The organism is Sporosarcina sp. NPDC096371, assembly GCF_044762865.1.
GTDB lineage: Bacteria > Bacillota > Bacilli > Bacillales_A > Planococcaceae > Sporosarcina.
In genome coordinates, this window is record NZ_JBIWFE010000007.1 from 90,632 (window position 1) to 110,752 (window position 20,121).

Annotated in this window: 11 protein-coding genes; 8 read left to right on the forward strand and 3 right to left on the reverse strand. The window is 40.1% G+C overall.

Annotation, left to right across the window (positions count from 1 at the left end; genetic code table 11):
- Nucleotides 1–29 precede the first annotated feature (29 nt).
- The 3 genes from ACIQ0H_RS17165 to ACIQ0H_RS17175 all read left to right on the forward strand — a co-directional run bounded on the left by ACIQ0H_RS17165 (nucleotide 30) and on the right by ACIQ0H_RS17175 (nucleotide 8,986).
- Nucleotides 30–4,019, forward strand: a complete 3,990-nt coding sequence (locus ACIQ0H_RS17165) for an alpha-L-fucosidase (RefSeq protein WP_403417351.1) — start codon at nucleotides 30–32, stop codon at nucleotides 4,017–4,019.
- A 180-nt stretch (nucleotides 4,020–4,199) separates the two neighbouring features.
- Complete coding sequence (locus tag ACIQ0H_RS17170; protein ID WP_403417354.1) at nucleotides 4,200–7,076, forward strand: alpha-1,3-galactosidase-related protein; 2,877 nt, start codon at nucleotides 4,200–4,202, stop codon at nucleotides 7,074–7,076.
- 353 nt (nucleotides 7,077–7,429) lie between these two features.
- A complete protein-coding gene (locus ACIQ0H_RS17175; protein ID WP_403417357.1) occupies nucleotides 7,430–8,986 on the forward strand; it encodes an ABC-F family ATP-binding cassette domain-containing protein in 1,557 nt (518 codons plus the stop codon).
- Between the two features lie 146 nt (nucleotides 8,987–9,132).
- On the opposite strand, the gene ACIQ0H_RS17180 is transcribed toward ACIQ0H_RS17175, so the two are convergent.
- Entirely contained in the window at nucleotides 9,133–10,338 is a 1,206-nt protein-coding gene (locus ACIQ0H_RS17180; protein ID WP_403417360.1) for an MFS transporter, read from the reverse strand.
- A gap of 771 nt (nucleotides 10,339–11,109) precedes the next feature.
- Between ACIQ0H_RS17180 and ACIQ0H_RS17185 the strand changes: the two genes are divergently transcribed.
- A complete protein-coding gene (locus ACIQ0H_RS17185; RefSeq protein ID WP_403417362.1) occupies nucleotides 11,110–15,396 on the forward strand; it encodes a S8 family serine peptidase in 4,287 nt (1,428 codons plus the stop codon).
- A gap of 98 nt (nucleotides 15,397–15,494) precedes the next feature.
- Here ACIQ0H_RS17185 and ACIQ0H_RS17190 read toward each other — a convergent pair whose 3' ends face one another.
- Together ACIQ0H_RS17190 and ACIQ0H_RS17195 are read right to left on the reverse strand one after the other, a co-directional pair.
- Nucleotides 15,495–15,890 (reverse strand): BsuPI-related putative proteinase inhibitor, encoded by a 396-nt coding sequence (locus tag ACIQ0H_RS17190; RefSeq protein ID WP_403417364.1) that lies wholly within the window; start codon nucleotides 15,888–15,890, stop codon nucleotides 15,495–15,497.
- Nucleotides 15,891–15,927: 37 nt separating this feature from the next.
- On the reverse strand, nucleotides 15,928–17,172 hold the full coding sequence (locus ACIQ0H_RS17195; RefSeq protein WP_403417367.1) for a helix-turn-helix domain-containing protein: 1,245 nt from the start codon (nucleotides 17,170–17,172) through the stop codon (nucleotides 15,928–15,930).
- Nucleotides 17,173–17,769: 597 nt separating this feature from the next.
- On the opposite strand from ACIQ0H_RS17195, the gene ACIQ0H_RS17200 reads away from it, so the two are divergent.
- The 4 genes from ACIQ0H_RS17200 (at nucleotide 17,770) to ACIQ0H_RS17215 (ending at nucleotide 20,111) form a co-directional block, all read left to right on the forward strand.
- Nucleotides 17,770–18,465 carry a pseudouridine synthase gene (locus ACIQ0H_RS17200; RefSeq protein WP_403417370.1) on the forward strand — a complete coding sequence of 232 codons (696 nt, stop codon included), beginning with the start codon at nucleotides 17,770–17,772 and terminating at the stop codon, nucleotides 18,463–18,465.
- A 104-nt stretch (nucleotides 18,466–18,569) separates the two neighbouring features.
- Nucleotides 18,570–18,704 carry a small, acid-soluble spore protein L gene (gene sspL, locus ACIQ0H_RS17205; protein WP_403417372.1) on the forward strand — a complete coding sequence of 45 codons (135 nt, stop codon included), beginning with the start codon at nucleotides 18,570–18,572 and terminating at the stop codon, nucleotides 18,702–18,704.
- Nucleotides 18,705–18,791: 87 nt separating this feature from the next.
- Nucleotides 18,792–18,929 (forward strand): YfhE family protein, encoded by a 138-nt coding sequence (locus tag ACIQ0H_RS17210; protein WP_403417374.1) that lies wholly within the window; start codon nucleotides 18,792–18,794, stop codon nucleotides 18,927–18,929.
- Between the two features lie 360 nt (nucleotides 18,930–19,289).
- Complete coding sequence (locus ACIQ0H_RS17215; RefSeq protein WP_403417376.1) at nucleotides 19,290–20,111, forward strand: alpha/beta fold hydrolase; 822 nt, start codon at nucleotides 19,290–19,292, stop codon at nucleotides 20,109–20,111.
- Nucleotides 20,112–20,121: the final 10 nt, after the last annotated feature.

Genomic DNA, 20,121 nt, shown 5'->3' on the forward strand with positions numbered 1-20,121 from the left:
CTACAAAGAGAGCAAGGGGAGGAAATGTAATGAAAAGGACGACTAAGTTAATGACTTCTTCAGATGGGTATGTTGAAAAAGTACAGTCACGAAAAAGGTTGAGACGGTATGGAAATCGGGTGATCTATTCGTTAATCGCACTTATGCTTGTCATAACGAGTCTATCACTATCGCCAGCACTTAGTTATGCCAATGCAGAGCCGATTAGCAAGGAGGTTCTGGATGTTTCTTTTGGTGGGGTCTTTTCGACTGAAAAAAACTATACGAATCCAACCGGGGAGATTAAGGATGGGGACCTAACTCGTCGTACAGGTAATGAGGAAATTGTAGAAGGAAGAGTGATTGTTAAGGGTAATCGTGATGGGATTGATCTTAATCCACGCGAATCAGTAGGTTCTGCGGCCTCCAAAGTAATCGACAAGGCTATTGTTGTAGAGGCGAAGTTCAGACCGGATTCAAACCCGCAGAATTTTAATACTATCCTTGCAGTTGGAGGAAACTTGTATGTTAGATATGTTTCAGCTACTGAAATTGAGTATGGATTTGAAGTGAATAATAACAATAGTTGGAGCTCTGTGAAGCAACGAGTGGCTGCACCTGAAGCGAACGTGGATCATACCATCGCGATTGTGTACGAGCCTACGAAGGATGGGGCAATCATGCGTACATTTCTCAATGGATTAGAGCTTCCATCAGCCGTTTCCACTAAAGGTGGAGCTGCTTGGTCCACAAATTTAGGAAATGAGATTGGTTTTGGTAACGATGTTCACGCTTCAGCGTTGACTCGGGGTTTTAAAGGTTCCTTTTCACGAGTAGTAGTGACGAGCTTCGAAGGAGAATTTCAACCTTCGTTATTGAAGACGATGAGGCTATCACGCATCGACAGAAGTTTGTCAATATCGGGACTTGGCACATTAGAAGGGACAACTTATTTACCAGTAGGGGATGAAATCGTTAACGGTAATCTTGCGATCCAGAGTGGAGAATTTTCTGGGCTTGGGCGATTGAATATGAGTGGGGACAATTCACATATCACCTTTACTCCAGATACTTCAATAGCTGAGGATGGATTGCTGTCAGGGGATTATCTTGCAGAAATTGCAGTAGAACCTGCTGCAATGAAACCTGGCACAGTAATATTAGATTTGGCTGGAGCTATTACACTACGTCGGTCGGTTGAAGCTGAGTCAATTGATATTTTGGTAGACGGTCAACTAAAAGCCACTGTAGATCTTTCTGGTAAGCTTACTGAAGAATTTGTTCATCTTTCATTATTGTATAGAAATATTGGTGAAGCAGAAGCAGAAGTAAGTCTATTGTTAGGGAGTCAGCAAATTGGCGACACGCTAACGCTAACAGAGCGCCCACATGCAGATGTGGATACAGTAATTTTCGCTGGCAACGGTTCTGATAATGTGGGTGAAGATCTAAGCGGCGAGGTATATGGTGTTGCATTTGCAAAATTAGAAGGCGATTTTATGACTGACTTTTTAGGTTTACTTGGTGGACCATGTGTATTGCCAACGGGACTAGAACCAGGCTATCAAATTGAAATAAAAGCGAATGAATGTTCAGCGGCACTTGCTGCAAGGGCTTCACTAGTTCGTCCAGAGCCTAAGCAAGTAGAATGGCAAAAGTACGAACAGACCGCATTCATTCACTATGGGATCAATACCTATTATGGGGTGGAGTGGGGAGATCTTTGGAACCATAATGACCCTAATATGTTCAATCCGACAGACCTTGACACAGATCAATGGGCGCGTTCATTGAAAGATAGCGGTTTCAAAATGGCTGTTCTGACAGTCAAGCATCATGACGGCTTTGCACTATATCCATCACGCTACACAGACTTTAGTGTTGGTAGTAGTACATGGAAAGGCGGTAACGGGGATGTATTACGCGAATTTGTAAATTCTATGCGCAAATATGGCATTAAAGTTGGCGTATACCTTTCACCATCAGATCATGGCGCCTACCGAGATGGTATCTTTGCCAATGGAAGTCCAAGATCTACACGGACAATCCCGACATTGGTTGAAAATGACGATCGTATTGGAGATCTTACTCTCCCATCATTCGAATTGCCTGCGACGGATTATGGCGCAATGCTGTTAAATCAATTATATGAAGTATTAACAGAGTACGGTGAAATTGATGAGGTTTGGTTTGATGGTGCACAAGGTAATATTCCAGGAAATAAGGAAGAGAAGTATGACTGGGATAGCTACTATACGCTAATTGATGCTCTTGCACCAGAGGCGGTAGTCGCTGTTACAGGTGATGATGTTCGCTGGGTTGGTAATGAATCAGGTTGGGCTCGGGAGAACGAGTGGAGTGTTCTCGGTGCTACTAGAGACGCAGATGGAAGACAATCTTATTATCCTTCTTACAGTTCACCAGACCTTGGAAGTCAGTCGGCTCTTGCTGGTGCAGCTGCAAACGGTATGAAATATTTGACTTGGTGGCCAGCAGAGGTGGATGTCAGTATTCGAAATGGTTGGTTCTATCACGATAATCAACAACCAAAAAGTATTGATACGCTAAGAAATATCTACTATCAGTCTGTTGCTCGTAACTCAGTGCTTCTATTAAATATCCCACCCGATAAACGCGGGAAGTTTGCGGATGTAGATGTGAAAAGACTGAAAGACTGGCATAAATCAATCAAGCGTGATTTCGCGATTAACCATGCTGATGGGGCAACAATAGAGTCGGAAAATGGGGCAACAGGTGCAGATTCGGCGATGGTAAGTGACGGATTTTACGAAACGTCTTGGCAGTCGGCTTCTACACAACCTAGTAGCCTAACATTTAAGCTTGATGAGGCTGTCAAAGTTGATAGAGTAGTATTGCAAGAAGACATTAACCATGGACAGCAAGTGGAGTCCTTTGCAATTGATGTCCGTAATGCAGCTGGAGAATGGGAGCAAATCTACGCAAATGAAGTAATCGGATACAAACGAATTGCTACGCTTTCTAAGGCAGTTACAGGACAGGAATTCCGAGTACGTATTTTAAAATCAAGAGGTCAAGTACATTTGGCTGAAATCGGGCTGTATCAGACTTTGCCACAGGGTAAAGCGATGGCCAAATTAGATGGTCTGGAGAAAGTAACAGCAGGCGAATCAGTATCTCTGAATTATGGGTTAAGTGAATTACCAGTGGAAATGCAGGAAGGTGTTTATAAACAACAAGTAACGATTCAATATGATTCGGAGATTTTCGAATTTGAATCTGCAGAGTTGTTAAAACCGGAACAATATCAAATCTTGGTAACTGAAGAACAAACACCTGGTGAAGTTCGTGTGGTTGTTGAAAGTAAAGGCAAGTTAATGGAGATAGACGAGCAAGTTCTATCGTTAAATTGGAAAACAAAAAGCAATGTAAAACAAACACAAACAAAAATTAACGTATCAAAAGCAACACTTATTGACCGCAATGGTTTAGAAGTTGAAGCGGTCGGTGCAACGCATGTCATTACGACGAAGGCGGCGGGCACTGAAAGTGTAGAGAAAGACGGATTGCGAAATCTGATCATAGAATCGCAAGATGTACATGATACTGCAGTAGAAGGTACAGAAGTTGGAGAGTATCCAGTAGGATCCAAAGCTGTTCTGAATGAAGCCATCGAAGCGGCTAAAAAGGTGGAGGGAAATCCAACTTCTACACAAGCACAAGTAGATGCCGCCTCCAGTGAATTACAGAGTGCGCTGGATACGTTTAAGTCAACTGTAAATGCTCCAACATTGGGAGCTGCAGAGATGAAAACGCTTGTGGAGCAACTCGAAAAAGAAGGGGAAATCAAGAACGCTGTTGCTGCACGTTCTTTGACAACACATTTAACTGCGGTGACACAGTATGAAAAACAAGAGTCAGTAGAGAAAGTTGTCAAACACATGCAGGGCTTTAAAGTGTTGCTCGACTATCAGAGGGAGAATGAGTTGATATCTGATAGAGCGTATCATATTCTTCAAGAAAATACGGATAACTTAATAGAGAAATATCAATCGAAATAAAAGGTTAATTTGTTCGAGAATATTTTGGGATAGTTTGTTATTAAATATGTCTCCGGGAGTGTGGGTGTGATTACAAATCTATTTTCTTGTAATCATGCCCGCAAAAGCTCCTTTTATATTGATAGAAGTAACTTCAAATTGTTCCGACTTAATCCGTTATAAATGAGAGGAGATTGAAAGATGAAAAGAATAGCAAGTACTTGTTTATTGACTACGTATATATTAACAAGCTTCAACTCACCTTCGCTTGCACTGGAAGTAGAAAACGCAACTATCATTCAATCTACATCTGGTAGCAAAGCTAAAGAAAACCGAGTGAGTCAAGTGAATGTCAAAGAAGAAACGACTGTCATAAATGTGACTGATTATGGCGCTGTGCCAGATTCCGGTCTAGACGCGGGTCCTGCTGTCCAACAGGCCATAGCTGCTGCGAAAGAAATCGAAGGCCCTGTCACTTTAAATTTCCCAAGTGGGAATTATGACTTTTTCCCAGAGGGCGCGACTAAATTACCGTATTTTATATCAAATACGGCTTCTGAAAGTCAAAATGCCGATGTGACAAAGACCATCGGCATTTTAATAAAAGAGATGAAAGATGTCACGATTGAGGGGAATGGCTCGCTTCTTCTTTTTCATGGAGAGATGACTTCTGTCGTGATTGACGAAAGTGAAGATATCGCAATCCAAAATATTCAAATCGATTATTCTCGTCCGACCACTTCTGAAATGGAGATACAAGAGGTAGGGAATGATTATTTAGTCGCAAAAATTCATGAGGATTCATTATATCAAATTGAGGGTAATAATATTGTTTGGACAAGCGAACTCGGTCAAAACGGAGTCCCATATTGGAAGTTTACATCGGGGAATGCGCAAGTATTCGACCCTAAAGAGAATATCATGCGCCGGACGTGGAATCCTGGTTCCACAGCAACACGCGTTGAAGAAATAAACCCTTTTTTACTCAAGTTTAATTATAACAATAAGCCTGATGCTAAAGTGGGGCAAATTTTCACCATGCGTGAAGATGTCCGTGATCAAGTCGGCATGTTTATTTATAAAAGTAAAGACATTGTTATGGAAAAGGTTGGCATGCACTACATGCATGGATTGGGCGTTGTATTCCAGTACAGTGAGAACTTAACGGTAGATAATGTCGATTTTGCGCCGCGGGCCGAAACGGGTAGAGTAACGGCGGGATTTGCTGACTTCTTACAGGTTTCAGGTGGACGGGGATTGATAAAAGTTGTAGATAGTCGTTTTTCAGGATCAAATGATGACCCGATTAATGTCCATGGGACTCATTTACAGGTAGTGAAACAACCTGCTCCAAATCAGATAGTCGTTCGCTTTATGCACCATCAAACGTATGGATTCGATGCTTTCTTCCCTAAAGATGAAATTGAATTTATACACACCGACTCGCTTACGGCTTTTGGAGGTGCAAAAGTAACGGATGTGGAAAGAAAAAGTGATAGGGAAATACTGCTCACTTTGGACAGACCGACTCCGGAAGGTTTGCGAACAAATGATGTCGTAGAGAATGTGACTTGGACACCAGAAGTTGAAATTCGGGGTAACCATTTTGAACGTGTGCCGACGAGAGGTGTTTTACTTACGACACGCCAAAAAGTCGTGATTGAAGATAATGTTTTTCTACGCCCGCAAATGAGTGCAATTTTAATAGCGAATGATTCGGGTAACTGGTATGAGTCCGGTATGGTAAAGGATGTAACGATTCGAGGCAATGAATTTATTGAGGCAGGTAATCCGGTTATTAATATTCATCCAGAAAATCGTTTAGTAGATTGGAAAAATCCAGTCCATCGGAATATTCGAATAGAAGACAATATGTTCAGAATGACAAATGGCATGACAGTAGACGTTAAGAGTACGGAAGGATTTAGTTTTGTAAACAACGCGATTATCTCTCCGAGAGTGAATATGAATTTTAATGGAAGTAGTAATGTAAACATTGGAGGAAATAAGTTTGAAGGCAAAGATGTCAGCAAGACTGTGACATTAAACAATTCTTTTAGAAACTCATTTACAATTGATGCAAATCAAGGCTTTACCATTGTTGATGATGAAGAACTAGTGTCGGCTACATTATCGAGCGACATTTTTGAACTGGATAGATCAAAAATGACTGCGACTGCCACGAGTTTTCAAGCCAACCCATCTGGAAATTCTCCAGATAAAGTACTAGACGGGGATGAATCCTCCATTTGGCATAGTCAATGGGATCCTTATGCGAAACTGCCTCAGTCGATTACAATCGATTTGAAAGGTACGCATACCATTGATGGTTTACGATATTTACCTCGTACTGGTGAAACTAATGGGAATATAAAGGAATACAATGTCTATGTTAGTGGCAATGGGGAAGATTTTATAAAAGTTGCAAATGGTCAATGGGAGAATACAAGTCATTTAAAAGAAGCAAAGTTTTCCCCGGAAGAGGCAGCTTTTGTAAGGCTCGAAGCAATCGATGGCCAAGGTGGATGGGCCTCAGCAGCAGAAATTTATATTGACAAAGAAAACGTCATTAACCCTGGTGATCAAATTCCACTCCAATTGAACGTCAAGAAAAAGAATGGACAGAAGCAGGATTTGAAGAATGTGGAGATTGCTTATTCTAGTGATAATCATTCTGTAGCAACGGTGGATGAAAAGGGTGTAGTTACAGCTATTGTTGGTGGAACGGCACATATTAAAGTTAAAGTTATCAAGGATGGGATAACAGTTGAGGACATATTCACTGTTACAGTAACGGATATAAGTGCTGGCGATGTGAGTGCCAACAATCTGAAGGCGTTAGTTGAGCGTCTTGCGGAGGACGGGGAGTTTTCAAATCAAGGCACTGCTCGTTCGTTACAAGTTCATTTGACTGCAGTGTCTCAGTATGAAAAGCAAGAAGTAGCAGGAAAAGTTGTCAAACACATGCAGAGCTTTAAGTTGCTACTTGATCAACAGTTCGAAAATAAGTTGATTTCAGACAAAGCTTATAAAATGCTTTTAGCAGATGCTAATGCATTGATTAAAAAATGGAAATGACATCCAGATAGTATTGAAGAAACAGATTGGACAGCCGATGTGGCTTGTTCAATCTGTTTTTTGTATTTGTAGATGCATACTATATATTGTGAACAAATGACTCTATCCAATCTCCAGCGAAGGCATCCCCTAGCGCCGAGCGGTGTTAGTAAGATTCTTTATTTCAACATATATAGATAGGGCAAATTGAGTCTATTTTGCAGTCTATTTTCAATGAACTGTAAAAATCCTGACCTCAAACCCTATCCTCATTGATGAAATGCCTATATAATGAAAAGGATTCGGCATTTCCCAGTTGAAGATAGCGCTGGATAAGTGGAATAATTCTTAGTGAAGGAAAAGGTGTAAAATAGATGAGTTTATTGACTGTAACAAATTTAAGCCACGGCTTCGGGGATCGTGCGATTTTTGAAGATGTTTCATTCCGTTTATTGCAAGGGGAGCATATCGGGCTAATTGGTGCGAACGGTGAAGGTAAATCGACATTCATGAATATTATCACGCGTAAGCTGGAGCCTGATGCAGGAACGGTAACTTGGTCGAAGAAGGTACGGGTCGGCTATTTGGATCAGCATGTTGTGTTGAAACAAGGGATGAGTATCCGTGATGTGCTACGAACTGCGTATCAATATCTTTATGATCAAGAGACGGAAATGAATGAGCTCTTTGCCAAGATGGCTGAAGTGGATCCAGATGATTTGGAGGCGTTGCTTGAGAAGGCGGGCCAGATGCAAGAAGAACTGACAAATAATGATTTCTACATCATTGATTCCAAAGTAGAAGAAGTAGCGAATGGACTGGGATTGGATGAATTCGGTCTGGATCGGGACGTTCATGATTTAAGTGGGGGTCAGCGGACGAAGGTTCTGCTAGCCAAACTATTGCTAGAGAAACCGGACATTCTTCTTCTTGATGAGCCGACGAACTATTTGGATGTTGAGCATATTGAATGGTTGCGCAATTATTTGCAGAACTACCCGAATGCATTCATATTGATTTCCCATGACATCCCGTTCTTGAATAGTGTGATTCAGCTTATCTACCATATGGAGAATCAAGAAATCACCCGCTATGCCGGGGATTATAATGAGTTTTTGCGCGTTCACGAGATGAAGAAACAGCAGGTAGAGGCAGCCTTTAAGAAACAACAAAAGGAAATTGCGCATCTGAAAGACTTCGTAGCCCGTAACAAAGCGAATGCAGCGACGAGCCGAATGGCCATGTCTCGTCAAAAGAAACTGGACAAGATGGAAGTCATCGAGTTAGATGCGGAAAAGCCGAAGCCGCAATTTGATTTCAAACTAGCGCGGACACCAGGAAGATTTCTGTTTGAAACAAAAGAGCTTGTCATTGGATATGAAGAACCATTGTCCAAAGAACTGAATTTGACGATGGAACGTGGACAAAAAATCGCGTTATCAGGTGCAAATGGTATTGGGAAAACGACACTTTTGAAAAGTATTCTCGGGGAAATTCGAGCGCTTGACGGTTCCGTTGAACTTGGAGATCATCTAGAAATTGGGTATTTCGAGCAAGAGACGAAGTCGGAAAACAACAACACATGTCTAGAAGAAGTGTGGGAAGCCTTTCCGCATTTTACGCAATATGAAGTACGGGCCGCTTTAGCTAGATGTGGTTTGACAACAAAACATATTGAAAGCAAAGTGAAAGTGTTAAGCGGTGGGGAACGGGCAAAAGTACGTCTTTGTAAACTCATCAATAGTGAAACCAATCTGCTTGTCCTGGATGAGCCGACAAATCACCTCGACAAAGATGCGAAGGATGAATTAAAACGTGCCTTAAAGGAATATAAGGGTAGCGTTTTGCTAATTTCGCATGAGCCTGACTTTTATGAAGGCGTTGTGACAGATATTTGGAACGGTGAAAATTGGACAACTAAAGTGTTTTAATGAGCATTGGCCGGGGGAATTCCCGGCCTTTTTTTGTATTATTATTTATGATAATCTAGTTTCTGTACTAGGTGTGTCAATTCATACGGCAGAACAAGCATAATAGGAAGAGCCACATCAGGTCTAACTTGATGTGGCTCTTCCTATTATAGGGAGCTTCTAGCGAATCGAATGTAGACGATAAAAAAGAGAACAGCTCCAAGAAAACGTAAACCGGAGTTAACCGTCATAGCAATTTCAATCCCGAACATGTTTAACAGCCAAATGCCGATTTGCGGTGCAATAAAAGCCACAACTGCGAGCAAAACATTGTAGGTTGTAATGCAATAAGTCCGTGAGGTTTCTGGCGATTGTTCGAGCAGTAAATTGAAAAGGATAAGAACAGTGCCTGATAAGAAAAAGCCTGATGTCGTCTGGACGACAGTTAAATAATATAAGTTCGTTGATAGTATTGTTAAGAAAGGTGTAGTTGCCATACCGACGGCTGCCCAGACAAAAACGCGGATGTTGGATTGTCGTTCCGCCCATTTTTTCCAAAGTGGGATAGTTAGAATCTGCATTAACATACTGCCGACGGAAAACATGCTAATCCAAAAGATTGTTGCCCCGACAATACGAACATGATAAATATTGAAAATCCCCCAAGCCATTTGCCACGCAAAATTGAAAAAAAGTGCTGCAACTAAAAATGAAACATAGCGGGAATGTTGAAAAATGGACCAATCCATCACTTTCTTTTTCGCGATAGATTCACCCATTTTCATAGGTTCTTCCTTGTGCTTCATCAATAAAAACACTTCTACTAAACCAAAACAAAATGCGATGGCAAATAAAACTTGGTAGGCCGTCACGTTGTCAGAGGCATCTTTCATAAGAATCCCTATCAATAGCGTCGAAACGAGCCCAACCATTGTCAGCAGGCGGTTGCGGACACTAAAGAATGCCCCGCGTCTTGAATCGCTAACCAAGCCTCCAATTAGCGTTTGCCATCCGATGTTGGCGACGGTATTAGGCATGCTCATAATCGCAATAACCACTAGAAAAACCCAGGCCTGAAGTGTAGTGGATGGTATGTAAACAAGCGCAATGATCAATAAAAACATTAAACGCGCCAACAACACTGACATGGCGACGAGTTTCTTTTGTGCATGTGCACGGTTAAGTAAAATTGCGGCCGGAATCGTCATCAGTAATGCCATGAATGGAGGCAGAGAACTGATAAGCCCCACCTGATAATTTGTTGCACCTAAAATGGTAATTGCGAAAATCGGAAAAAAGTTATTGGAAAAATTTAGCGCAATGGTCGACGCCATGCCATGATAAATACTAATCTTTTCATTATAGGTTCGCATACTCTCTCCACGCTCTATTAAATTTTAATAGCTTATGTATTGAATTATAATCCTGAATATTGATAATTCAAGTACTTTGAGACGCGAAATTTTTATGCTTAATAAAAATATATACCCTCGTTTATATGTCAGTTGACCTATACCTCTATTGAATCCAACAAAACATCAATGGGACCCCGTTCAATCACACTTTCATACTTTTTCGAACAAATATCTTCTTGCTAGTAGTTCCTAGTGAAATTTAATTCTTTTGCTTTAAATTATAAAGTTTATTTTCTCGAATTTTTAAAAAATAGCACACAATTATTCTGGATTAAGAACGAAGACCCCAACTCTACGTTGTTATTTTAGGGGGAGTATACATCATTTTTTATCGAAATAGATTATTTTATAGGTTTTTATGTCGAATCTAATAGACTTATAGTCGTTCCGAAACCCCGATTGCCAACAAGATGTGCGTAATGTAACCTGAAGTTGTCATAATAATTATGTATTACTTATGAATATTCGAAATCAACTTAGTGGTAACCAGGTTCATCGATTAGCTGCTATGAAACATTGGTGCGTCTGTATGCATTTAATTCGACTATGTTTCCTACGGCTAATCTACTTTAATGAGTGGTCAAACTTCATTACAGGGTGGTGATAATATTAAACTACTATTTGTTAATAGAGTAATTCAACAAAATCCTACATAACAAATTATGTAAGTTCTTGTCGGCAATAAATATGTACTCACATTCATACTAAAATAGAATAGGAGAATTATCGATGAAAAATAGAATGTTTACTAAGTTTTTTACTACAATGATGGCGACGGTAATGATTACCTCTACTGCAACTCAAACATTTGCCAAAGAGCCATCTCTTAATGATAAAAAAGCCATAGATGTAAATGTAGTAGATACAAAATTAATAGGCCAAATTCCTATGAATAGTACAGAGAAACATGTTATTACGCTTATCACGGGGGATGTTGTAACTGTGACTGGCCTTGCAAGTGGCAAGAGTGTCATTAGTGTCGAATCTGCTGATGGAACTGATGAAGGTGTACGTATTATGACGTTAGGTAAGGATACGTATGTCATTCCAAATCAAGCAATGTCTCATTTAGCTTCTGGTCTTTTAGACAAGGATTTATTTAATATCACCGCTCTCATTGCTAATGGTTATGATGACGTGAACCAATCCACCTTACCGGTGATAGTGCAATACGCTTCGACAAAGGCAAAGTTTGAATCCACTTTGCCAGCTACTCTTTCGGGATCAGAACGTACAAATATTTTAGAAAGTATTAGTGGTGTGGCGGTATCTGCGGATAAGGAACAGGTAAAAGAGTTTTGGAATGATATTAGGTTGCAAGCCGTTTCTTCACCAACAGGGAAAAGCCAGTTAAAAGGCGGTATTGAGAAAGTTTGGTTGGATGGTCGCGTTGAAGCAACCCTCGCAGAAAGTGTTCCACAAATTGGGGCACCAGAAGCATGGTCTGCTGGTTACGATGGAACGGGTGTGAAGGTAGCAGTGCTTGATACGGGTATAGACGCAAAACATCCAGATGTGGCTGATCAGATAAAAGTCGTGAAAAGCTTCATTCCTGGGGAAGAAGCCACTGATCATCATGGACATGGTACGCATGTAGCTTCCACAGTTCTTGGTACAGGAGCAGCATCAGATGGTTTCAATAAAGGGGTAGCTCCTGGAGCGAACTTGCTTGTAGGCAAGGTACTTTCTAAGGACGGGTTTGGTCTGGATTCCTGGGTAATTGAAGGGATGGAATGGGCTTCTGAGAATGCTGATATCGTAAATATGAGTTTAGGAGACCCTCAACCAAGCGATGGTACGGATCCAATGTCTCAGGCTGTGAATAGGCTAAGTGAAGAGACGGGTGCATTGTTTGTTATCGCAGCAGGAAACTCTGGAATGGAAGGCATTGGTTCACCGGGAGCTGCAGATGCGGCACTGACTGTTGGTGCAGTGGACAAGTCTGATAAGCTTGCCTGGTATTCGACAAAGGGACCACGTTTTATGAATGGAGGATTGAAACCAGATCTGGTAGCTCCTGGTTCAGATATTGTAGCAGCCCGCGCCCAATTAGCAACAGGGGGTAGTGGTTATTATCAAAGTATGGATGGTACGTCCATGGCAACCCCGCATGTAGCTGGAGCCGCAGCTATTCTTTTACAACGCAACCCTAACTGGACAGGGGAACAGTTGAAAACTGCTTTAATGAGTACAACGAAGAAATTGGATCATATTAAACCTTTTGAGGGTGGGACTGGTCGTGTTGATATTGCGGCAGCAACATCTGCTACTGTATTTGCAACAGGTTCCGTGGACTTTGGTTTTTTCAATTGGCCACATGATGATCATGAGAAGGTTGAGAAGACCGTTACGTATACCAACGAAAGTGAAGAGTCTGTTACACTGGATCTATCAGCAACATTTACAGATAGTAGCGGCTCAGCGGCGCCTGAAGGCCTATTGACACTTACAGCTACAGAAGTTGAAGTACCGGCTAACGGAAGTGCTGATGTTACAGTTATGCTGGATCCGGAATTTGCTGCTCTAGGAAATAGATACCAAGGTCACCTTTCTGCTGAAGTGGACAGCCAAACGATTGCCCATACGGCGATGGTAATGGGCAAGGAAGAAGAGAGACATTCTTTAACCATTAATGCAACAGATCGTGATGGCTCGCCTAGCGAAGCTGTTATTTCTATTATTGGGCCTAATAATAGTCCTAATTTTCTAACTGTTAATGGGACAACGGAATTACGTCTTCCACCGGGGATCTATTCCGTATTGACATTGATGGATGTAGATGTCGACACGGATCACGCAGGTGTTGCACTCCTTGGTAACCCTGAAATTAATCTTAATGGCTCAAAAACAGTTGAACTGGACGCTCGCAAGGCACTGGAAATTGAGGCAAACGTTGTAGAAAAGACTGAGGCTAGTTTTAGAAAAATGGAATATTACCGCAGCTTTGGTGAAGAAAATATTGCAAACGGCAAATATTTAATTCCGCCAACAGTAGATAAATTGTACGCAGAACCTACCCTAGTCGTTGAAAGTGGAGTGTTTGAAATGAACACACGTTGGCGTCTAACCAAGCCATTTTTGACTATCAACTTTGATGGGAACGAGCTAGATTATTTATCTCAGTTAGGAAGCAAATTATTAGAAGGTAAACATCAGTTGACTGCTGTTTATGCAGGAAAAGGGGCTCCGCAAGATTATAACGGCCTCGATGTGAAAGGTAAAGTTGTGTTAGTTGATCGTAGTGATAAAATTACAGGCTCTAAACGCGCTGCAGCAGCACATGCAGCTGGTGCAAAATTAGTCATTACGGTGAATGATGGTCCAAAAGAGCTTCTCGAATGGGTTGGAAAAGAGGATTATAAAACTGATAGTGATATTGCAGTAGCCTCAGTGAGTCGAAAAGATGGCGAAGCGCTTATTAAAGCTGCTCGTTCTGGGGAATTACTTTTAAAAGTTGAGGGTACACCAAACACGCCATACGTATATGATTTAGTAGATAGCCACAAAAGAGCTATTCCGGAGGACTTGACTTATTCTCCTAGCGAGAGTGAGCTTGTGAAAATAGATGCACAATATACTTCAGATCGTCCTGTAGCAGGCGATGAGTATCGCTGGGATATTCCATCATATAGTGATCATGGAGTTGGTTACCCAATTGAAATGGCATTCCCTTCTGTCCGCACTGAGTGGGTGTCAGCTTCAGAAGACACAATTTGGTACCATCAGGCTAATATGACAAACGAGTGGCAAGTGCGGCAACCAGCGGTGATTTATAAGCCAGGACAACGCTTAAATGAGAAATGGTTTGCACCGGTTGTACGTCCTCGCTTCGGTGATGGCTTCTGGGTACCAGAACGGTTTGCTGATGACTTGCAATTCAATGTCCAAGTCTTAGCGGATTCAGGAGACGGTCACACGGGGATGGATTTGTCTGAAAGCGGAAAGCAAACATTGAAACTATTCCAAGGGGATAGGCTTATTGACCAGTCTAGAGGAGATGTGCTTCTTGCTGATGGAGTTTCAAATGTAAGAACTCAGTTTAGGTTGGTTTCAGATGCTTCTCGTGATGCAGAGCGGTGGACTACATCAACTAGCACCCATACAGAGTGGACATTTTGGAGTCAAAGACAAGAGGAATTTCATACGTTTCTTCCAATGGTTTCACTTGATTATTCAGTAGATACTGATATGAATGGTAACACAGTTGCAGGTGACACCATCAAGCTAGGATTGAGTGCGTCACAGATAGATTATGCATCTGGAAATGGGGAAATTGCCGGTGCTTCTCTTGAAGTTTCATTTAATGAAGGCGATTCGTGGGAAAAAGTGGAATTAGTTCAGAAGGGTGAAGGTTGGACAGCCGACATCAAGAATCCAAAGAAAAGTGGAAGCTTTGTTTCACTTAAAGCTAGTGCATGGGATGATGAAGGCAACCGCATTGATCAGGAAGTCATCAAGGCTTTCGGGGTATCGGATGCAGACGTATCGCTGTCTGTAGATAAACAAGATTATCGTGTAATGCAGGGATCTACAGAACAAATTAAAGTGACAGAAGTAACAACGGTAGACGGCGAAGTGACGGAAATAGATGTAACTGATAAGGCTGCATATGAAGTTGAAGATGAAACTGTTGCTTCAGTAACAAACGGTTTAATTACAGCTAAAGCAAAGGGTTCAACGAAAGTTACAATTTCTTACGGCGGGAAAGAAGTCGCAGTAAATGTGACTGTTGCGGAATCCGATACTAGTACGATAAGTGCGGTTAGTATAAAGTCACTTGTTGAGCGTTTTGAGAAAGAAGGGGAGTTCAAGAATGCTACCGCTGCCCGAGCTTTGAAAACGCATTTGAGCGCAGTAGTTCTTTACGAGAAGCAAGAAGCAGCTGAGAAAGTAGTCAAACACATGAAGAGCTTTAAGGTGTTACTAGATCATCAGCTAGAAAATAAATTGATTTCCGAGAAGGCATATAACGCCCTCAAGGCTGATACAGATGTATTGATTCAGAAATGGCAATAATATCAAACATAAAGTAAGAAAACAGATTGGACAACCGAAATGGGTTGTTCAATCTGTTTTTATATTGGGAAACTCCCAGTAATCAAGCGCTTCTTTCATTATTCGAAAGGCGTTTTTATCGGAGGAAGATAGAATGTAAATAGGGTACTTGGTTTTGAATGCACAAGTTCGCCATTTATTTTCCTGATAGTTAAAATAGCTATCACTGAATATACTCCCGCGTGCACTTTCCCGGCCTCATTCGAATTGTAATTCCATGTACTTTTCAATTGGAATTGTTCCCTACTATTTAACGTCGTACTTTGAAGTGCCTGTAAAAACATTTTGCCTTCACCAAAACGATACACTTGTCTCCCCGCAGCATTATACACCGAATAGTCATAGGATTGACTCGTTGGAAATTCTAAAGTGATTGACTGGTTGCTTTCATTTTTAACTGTAAAAGAAAACAGGGCTTGATCCGCGTCTACAGCGACTTCACCATTCCATTTCAATTCAATTATGGTCTTACCTCCTAGTTGGGATATTTGATTATACCAGTTCATTATTTTTTCGATACTTTTCTACAATTGATAATGCAAATTTATTAGCTAGTTCCACTTCTCCTTTTTCCATATAATAATCCAATAATTTAAATTCATATGTCTCAGTGGCAAGGCCGTTCCCCATCATCTTAAAGCTTGGGTAAATCTTTGTCGCTAGGAAGTGGTAGTATTTTTCCATATGATTTTGAATTTTAAATATATGCAACTGAAAATAGTGTTGACACATCGTATCTTTTAGTTTCTTAGCCAAGGAGTAACCCTCTTTTGCTATAAGCAATAACTCTGTTTGGGATAGTAACCCAAGCTTAGTGGAGGTATTTAAATACCCTTCCAGTGATAATAAATATTGTGAATTGGTTGGCTCCAGTATTTTTAAGACCTGGCTATAGTTTTCAAAAGCCTTATCATAGCATCCATTGCGACATTGCTGATAGGCAAAATTGTGAAGTAGTCTGGCCTTTTGATCGTCGAATCCTAGACTGTCAGCCATTTCAATTAATCTAGGGTACCCAGATTTTGTGTTGTCAAAATTTTCGTCTTGCTCAATTTGAATCAGCATCAGCATTTCAGTTTCAATTATTCGAGTAAAGTTGTGTGTTTTGGTGAAAAAATCAAGTGCCTTATTGGCGTAATAATAAGCTAATACACGAGAGTCGATATTATGATGAGCAGCCGCTAAATGGTAAAAATACTCAGGGTTATTGTAATATGTGGGATTAATATTTTTTAAATATGATATCGCTTTATGATAGTCTTTTTGATAAATTAGGAAAAATTCACCTTTAATGTGTAATAGCATGTTAGTATCATAAGGTGTCATATTTTCCCAAGAGTCTATTTCTTTAATAAGTGACTCGGCATATGTACCTTCCCCTATCAATAAATAATACCGAGCGAGAATTAGCGTGTTGGAACGATAGAAATCGGGTATTTGTAGGAAAACAATGTCCTCCAATTGTTTTTTTAAACTTTTTGCTTTTGTGTGTAGTTTTGAGATAATAGATTCATGCCATTCTTTTAATAGTAAATCCAACCTCAAGTATGTTTCAATCTCTGCCTGCATGTCTATGCCTAATTTTTTTGCTAATACCTCTATTGTATCCTTGGATACCTCTGTAAGACCTCGTTCAATCTTACTAATATGCGTTTTCGAACAAATGTCTTTTCCTAAATCAGTTTGCTTCAAACCTTGTAGTTCTCGGTGAAATTTAATTATTTTACCTTGAATCATAACGATCAGCTCCTTGCATTTCCCTAAAATGATGAACGGAGACACCGACTTCATATACTATTTGAGGGGATTTTCTATAAATTTTAGCGAAGTTAGTTTCTTTGTCTTGCTATTTGTGAAATAGATGAGACTTTTAGTCACAGTGAAACCCGGATTGCCAACATGGCGAGACGATGCTACTCTAATAGTAGCATAGTAATTATATATTATTTATGAATATTCTAAAATAGCCTTTTTTACTCGCTTTTATATATAAATTAAATTAAAAGGGGATTATCATTTGTTAACGTTACGGCGGAGAAAGAAAAGAAAGAATAATCATGAACCTTATTCAATTGGTGATTTTTTCGTAGATATTGTATTTTGGATACCAGAGTTATTATTCCTTCCTTTTCGTTTGTTGTTTTTGGGTGCGAGGAATATCATACGTTGGATAGATAATTTTTCATAAATACATTTGGGGAAAGCGGAAATGGATTCTGCCAATAGAAAAAATATAGTTTGTAAAGACCGCTATGCCTTAGTTTTAAGGTATAGTGGTTTTATTATTGCTTTGAGGATGTTATCAGGTATGTAGGATGTAATGGAGGGAACAGTATGCGGTTAAATCAATTTATTAGTTCTTCAGGATTTTGTTCTAGGCGAAAAGTCGATGTATTAATCAAAGAAGGGAAAGTGACGGTGAATGGTGAGCTGATTTCGCTTGGTCATGTGATGAATGAAGGAGACCGAGTGGAAGTTGACGGCCAGCTGATTGAAGCGAAGGAAAATGATATATACATCATGCTCAATAAACCGCCTGGTGTGACGTGCACAGCGGCGAAGGGAATTGAGAGGAATATTATTGATTTTGTCAATTATCCTGAGCGAATTTTCCCCGTAGGGCGACTGGATAAACAATCTGAAGGATTAATCCTCTTAACGAATGATGGCAGTATTGTGAATGAGCTTTTGAAGGAAGAAAATGAGCATGAAAAGGATTATATCGTGACTGTCGATCAAAAAATAACGGCGGCATTTATAGAGGATATGGCAAGAGGTGTAGACATTTATAATCCAAGAAAAAAAGGAAATGTGCGGACAAAGCCTTGTCGTGTGGTTCAAATTGACGATTATTGTTTTAAAATTACGTTATCACAAGGATTAAATCGGCAAATTAGAAGAATGTGCAGACGTTTTCAATTTACGGTTACTCGATTGCAGCGGGTGAGAATTAAGGAACTAGCGCTCGGAGCGCTAGCTGTTGGTCAATGGCGTCTATTGACACAAGATGAAATTACAGGATTAAAATGATGATTTAAATTTTGTGGGAAAATACCAGATTGTATTTACTCTATCTGGACATACTACAACGTGAATTGAAAAATTGATGTGTTGTCTAAATGGAGGTGAAAGGGATGTCGAAAAATAACAATAGCAATAAAGGTAAGAAAGTGATGAGTGTGACGCCACAAGGTTACGCGGATACGGATTTCGCGGAAGCACCGAAAAGTAAGCTGGAACAAGCCGCTAAAAAGAAAAACACAAAATAATCTTAAGTGTTACAACATGATTCCATGATAAATGGAGAAATCGAAAATACCCTTATACAAGAAAAAAATGAAAGGAGGAATTTGTAAATGAGTAAGAAAAAAGCCCCGCACGAAACATTGACCGATAAACATAATGGTTTGTCTTCCGCACAAGAAGTACTTTATCAAGGGGAGTTTAAAAGAGCGGATAAAATCGCCAGAAACGAAAAGAACAACAGAAAGTAGTGAAAAGAACCAAGTGCTGAATGATTTCGGCGCTTGGTTCTTTTCACTACAACTGGATAATGTGTTTGGAATAATGCATTTTCTTATGACGATGGGATGAGAAGGACCATCTTTTACTATTTCAAAGGGAGTATTTTTCAATTTACTTGCGCCATTGCCATTGGTGGGGGATTGCGACTTCAAGTGCGATTATCGTGAATGAGATTAGACTTGAACGATGTCCGGAATTGAAACGAGAGTTGACCAGTGGCACGAAAAATTATATAATTAATACTATTCTATTGATAATAGAGTAAAATTTTTGTGGTAATCGACATGGTTCGATAATGGCTGTTATCAAGAGAAAAGAGGATATTTCAATTGCTGCATCATGAAACGCATATTTTAAGTTCAGAGCATGATTGGGTCGTATTTCTTCACGGATTGGGCGGAAATTCTAATATATGGTACAAGCAAATAAAAGAGTTTAAAAAGCATTTCAATCTTCTTTTTATAGATTTAAGAGATCATGGTGGATCTGTGGATTATGATCCCGACACATTGACGTACACGCCGGAAGTTTTGAGTAGGGATGTCGTGCAAGTATTGGATTATTTATCCATCGAAAAAGCTCATTTTGCGGGGATTAGTCTAGGCTCTGTCGTTTTACATGCGCTACATATTTACGCGCCTAATAGAATTAAAAGCATGATTCTAGGCGGGGCAATCATTCGTTTGACAAGTATGGCGAAAGTGATACTGAGAACGGGGAATCTCCTGAAAAGTATTGTTCCATATATGTGGCTCTATAAAACATTTGCGCTAATTTTGATGCCGAAAGCTCATCATAAGAAGTCGAGAGACGTCTTTATTCAAGAGGCAAAAAAGCTGCGACAAAAGGGGTTCATTAAGTGGTATAGATTTGCTGCGAAAGTGTGCAAGATTTATCCGCAGATAGATACTGAAAAAAATGTTATTCCTAAACTGTATATTATGGGTGATCAGGATTATATGTTTTTAGGCCCTGTCAAGGAAAATACTGTGAAAGACAAAGCTGCCAAGTTGCATATTATTGAAGCATGTGGCCATGTTTGTAACATCGAAAAGTATAAGGAGTTCAATCATAAGGCTATCAGCTTTTTTAAAGAGCAGGAATTACTTTCAAGTACTTTGCTAATAAAAAATTCTACGAATATAGCATAAAAAAGAAAAC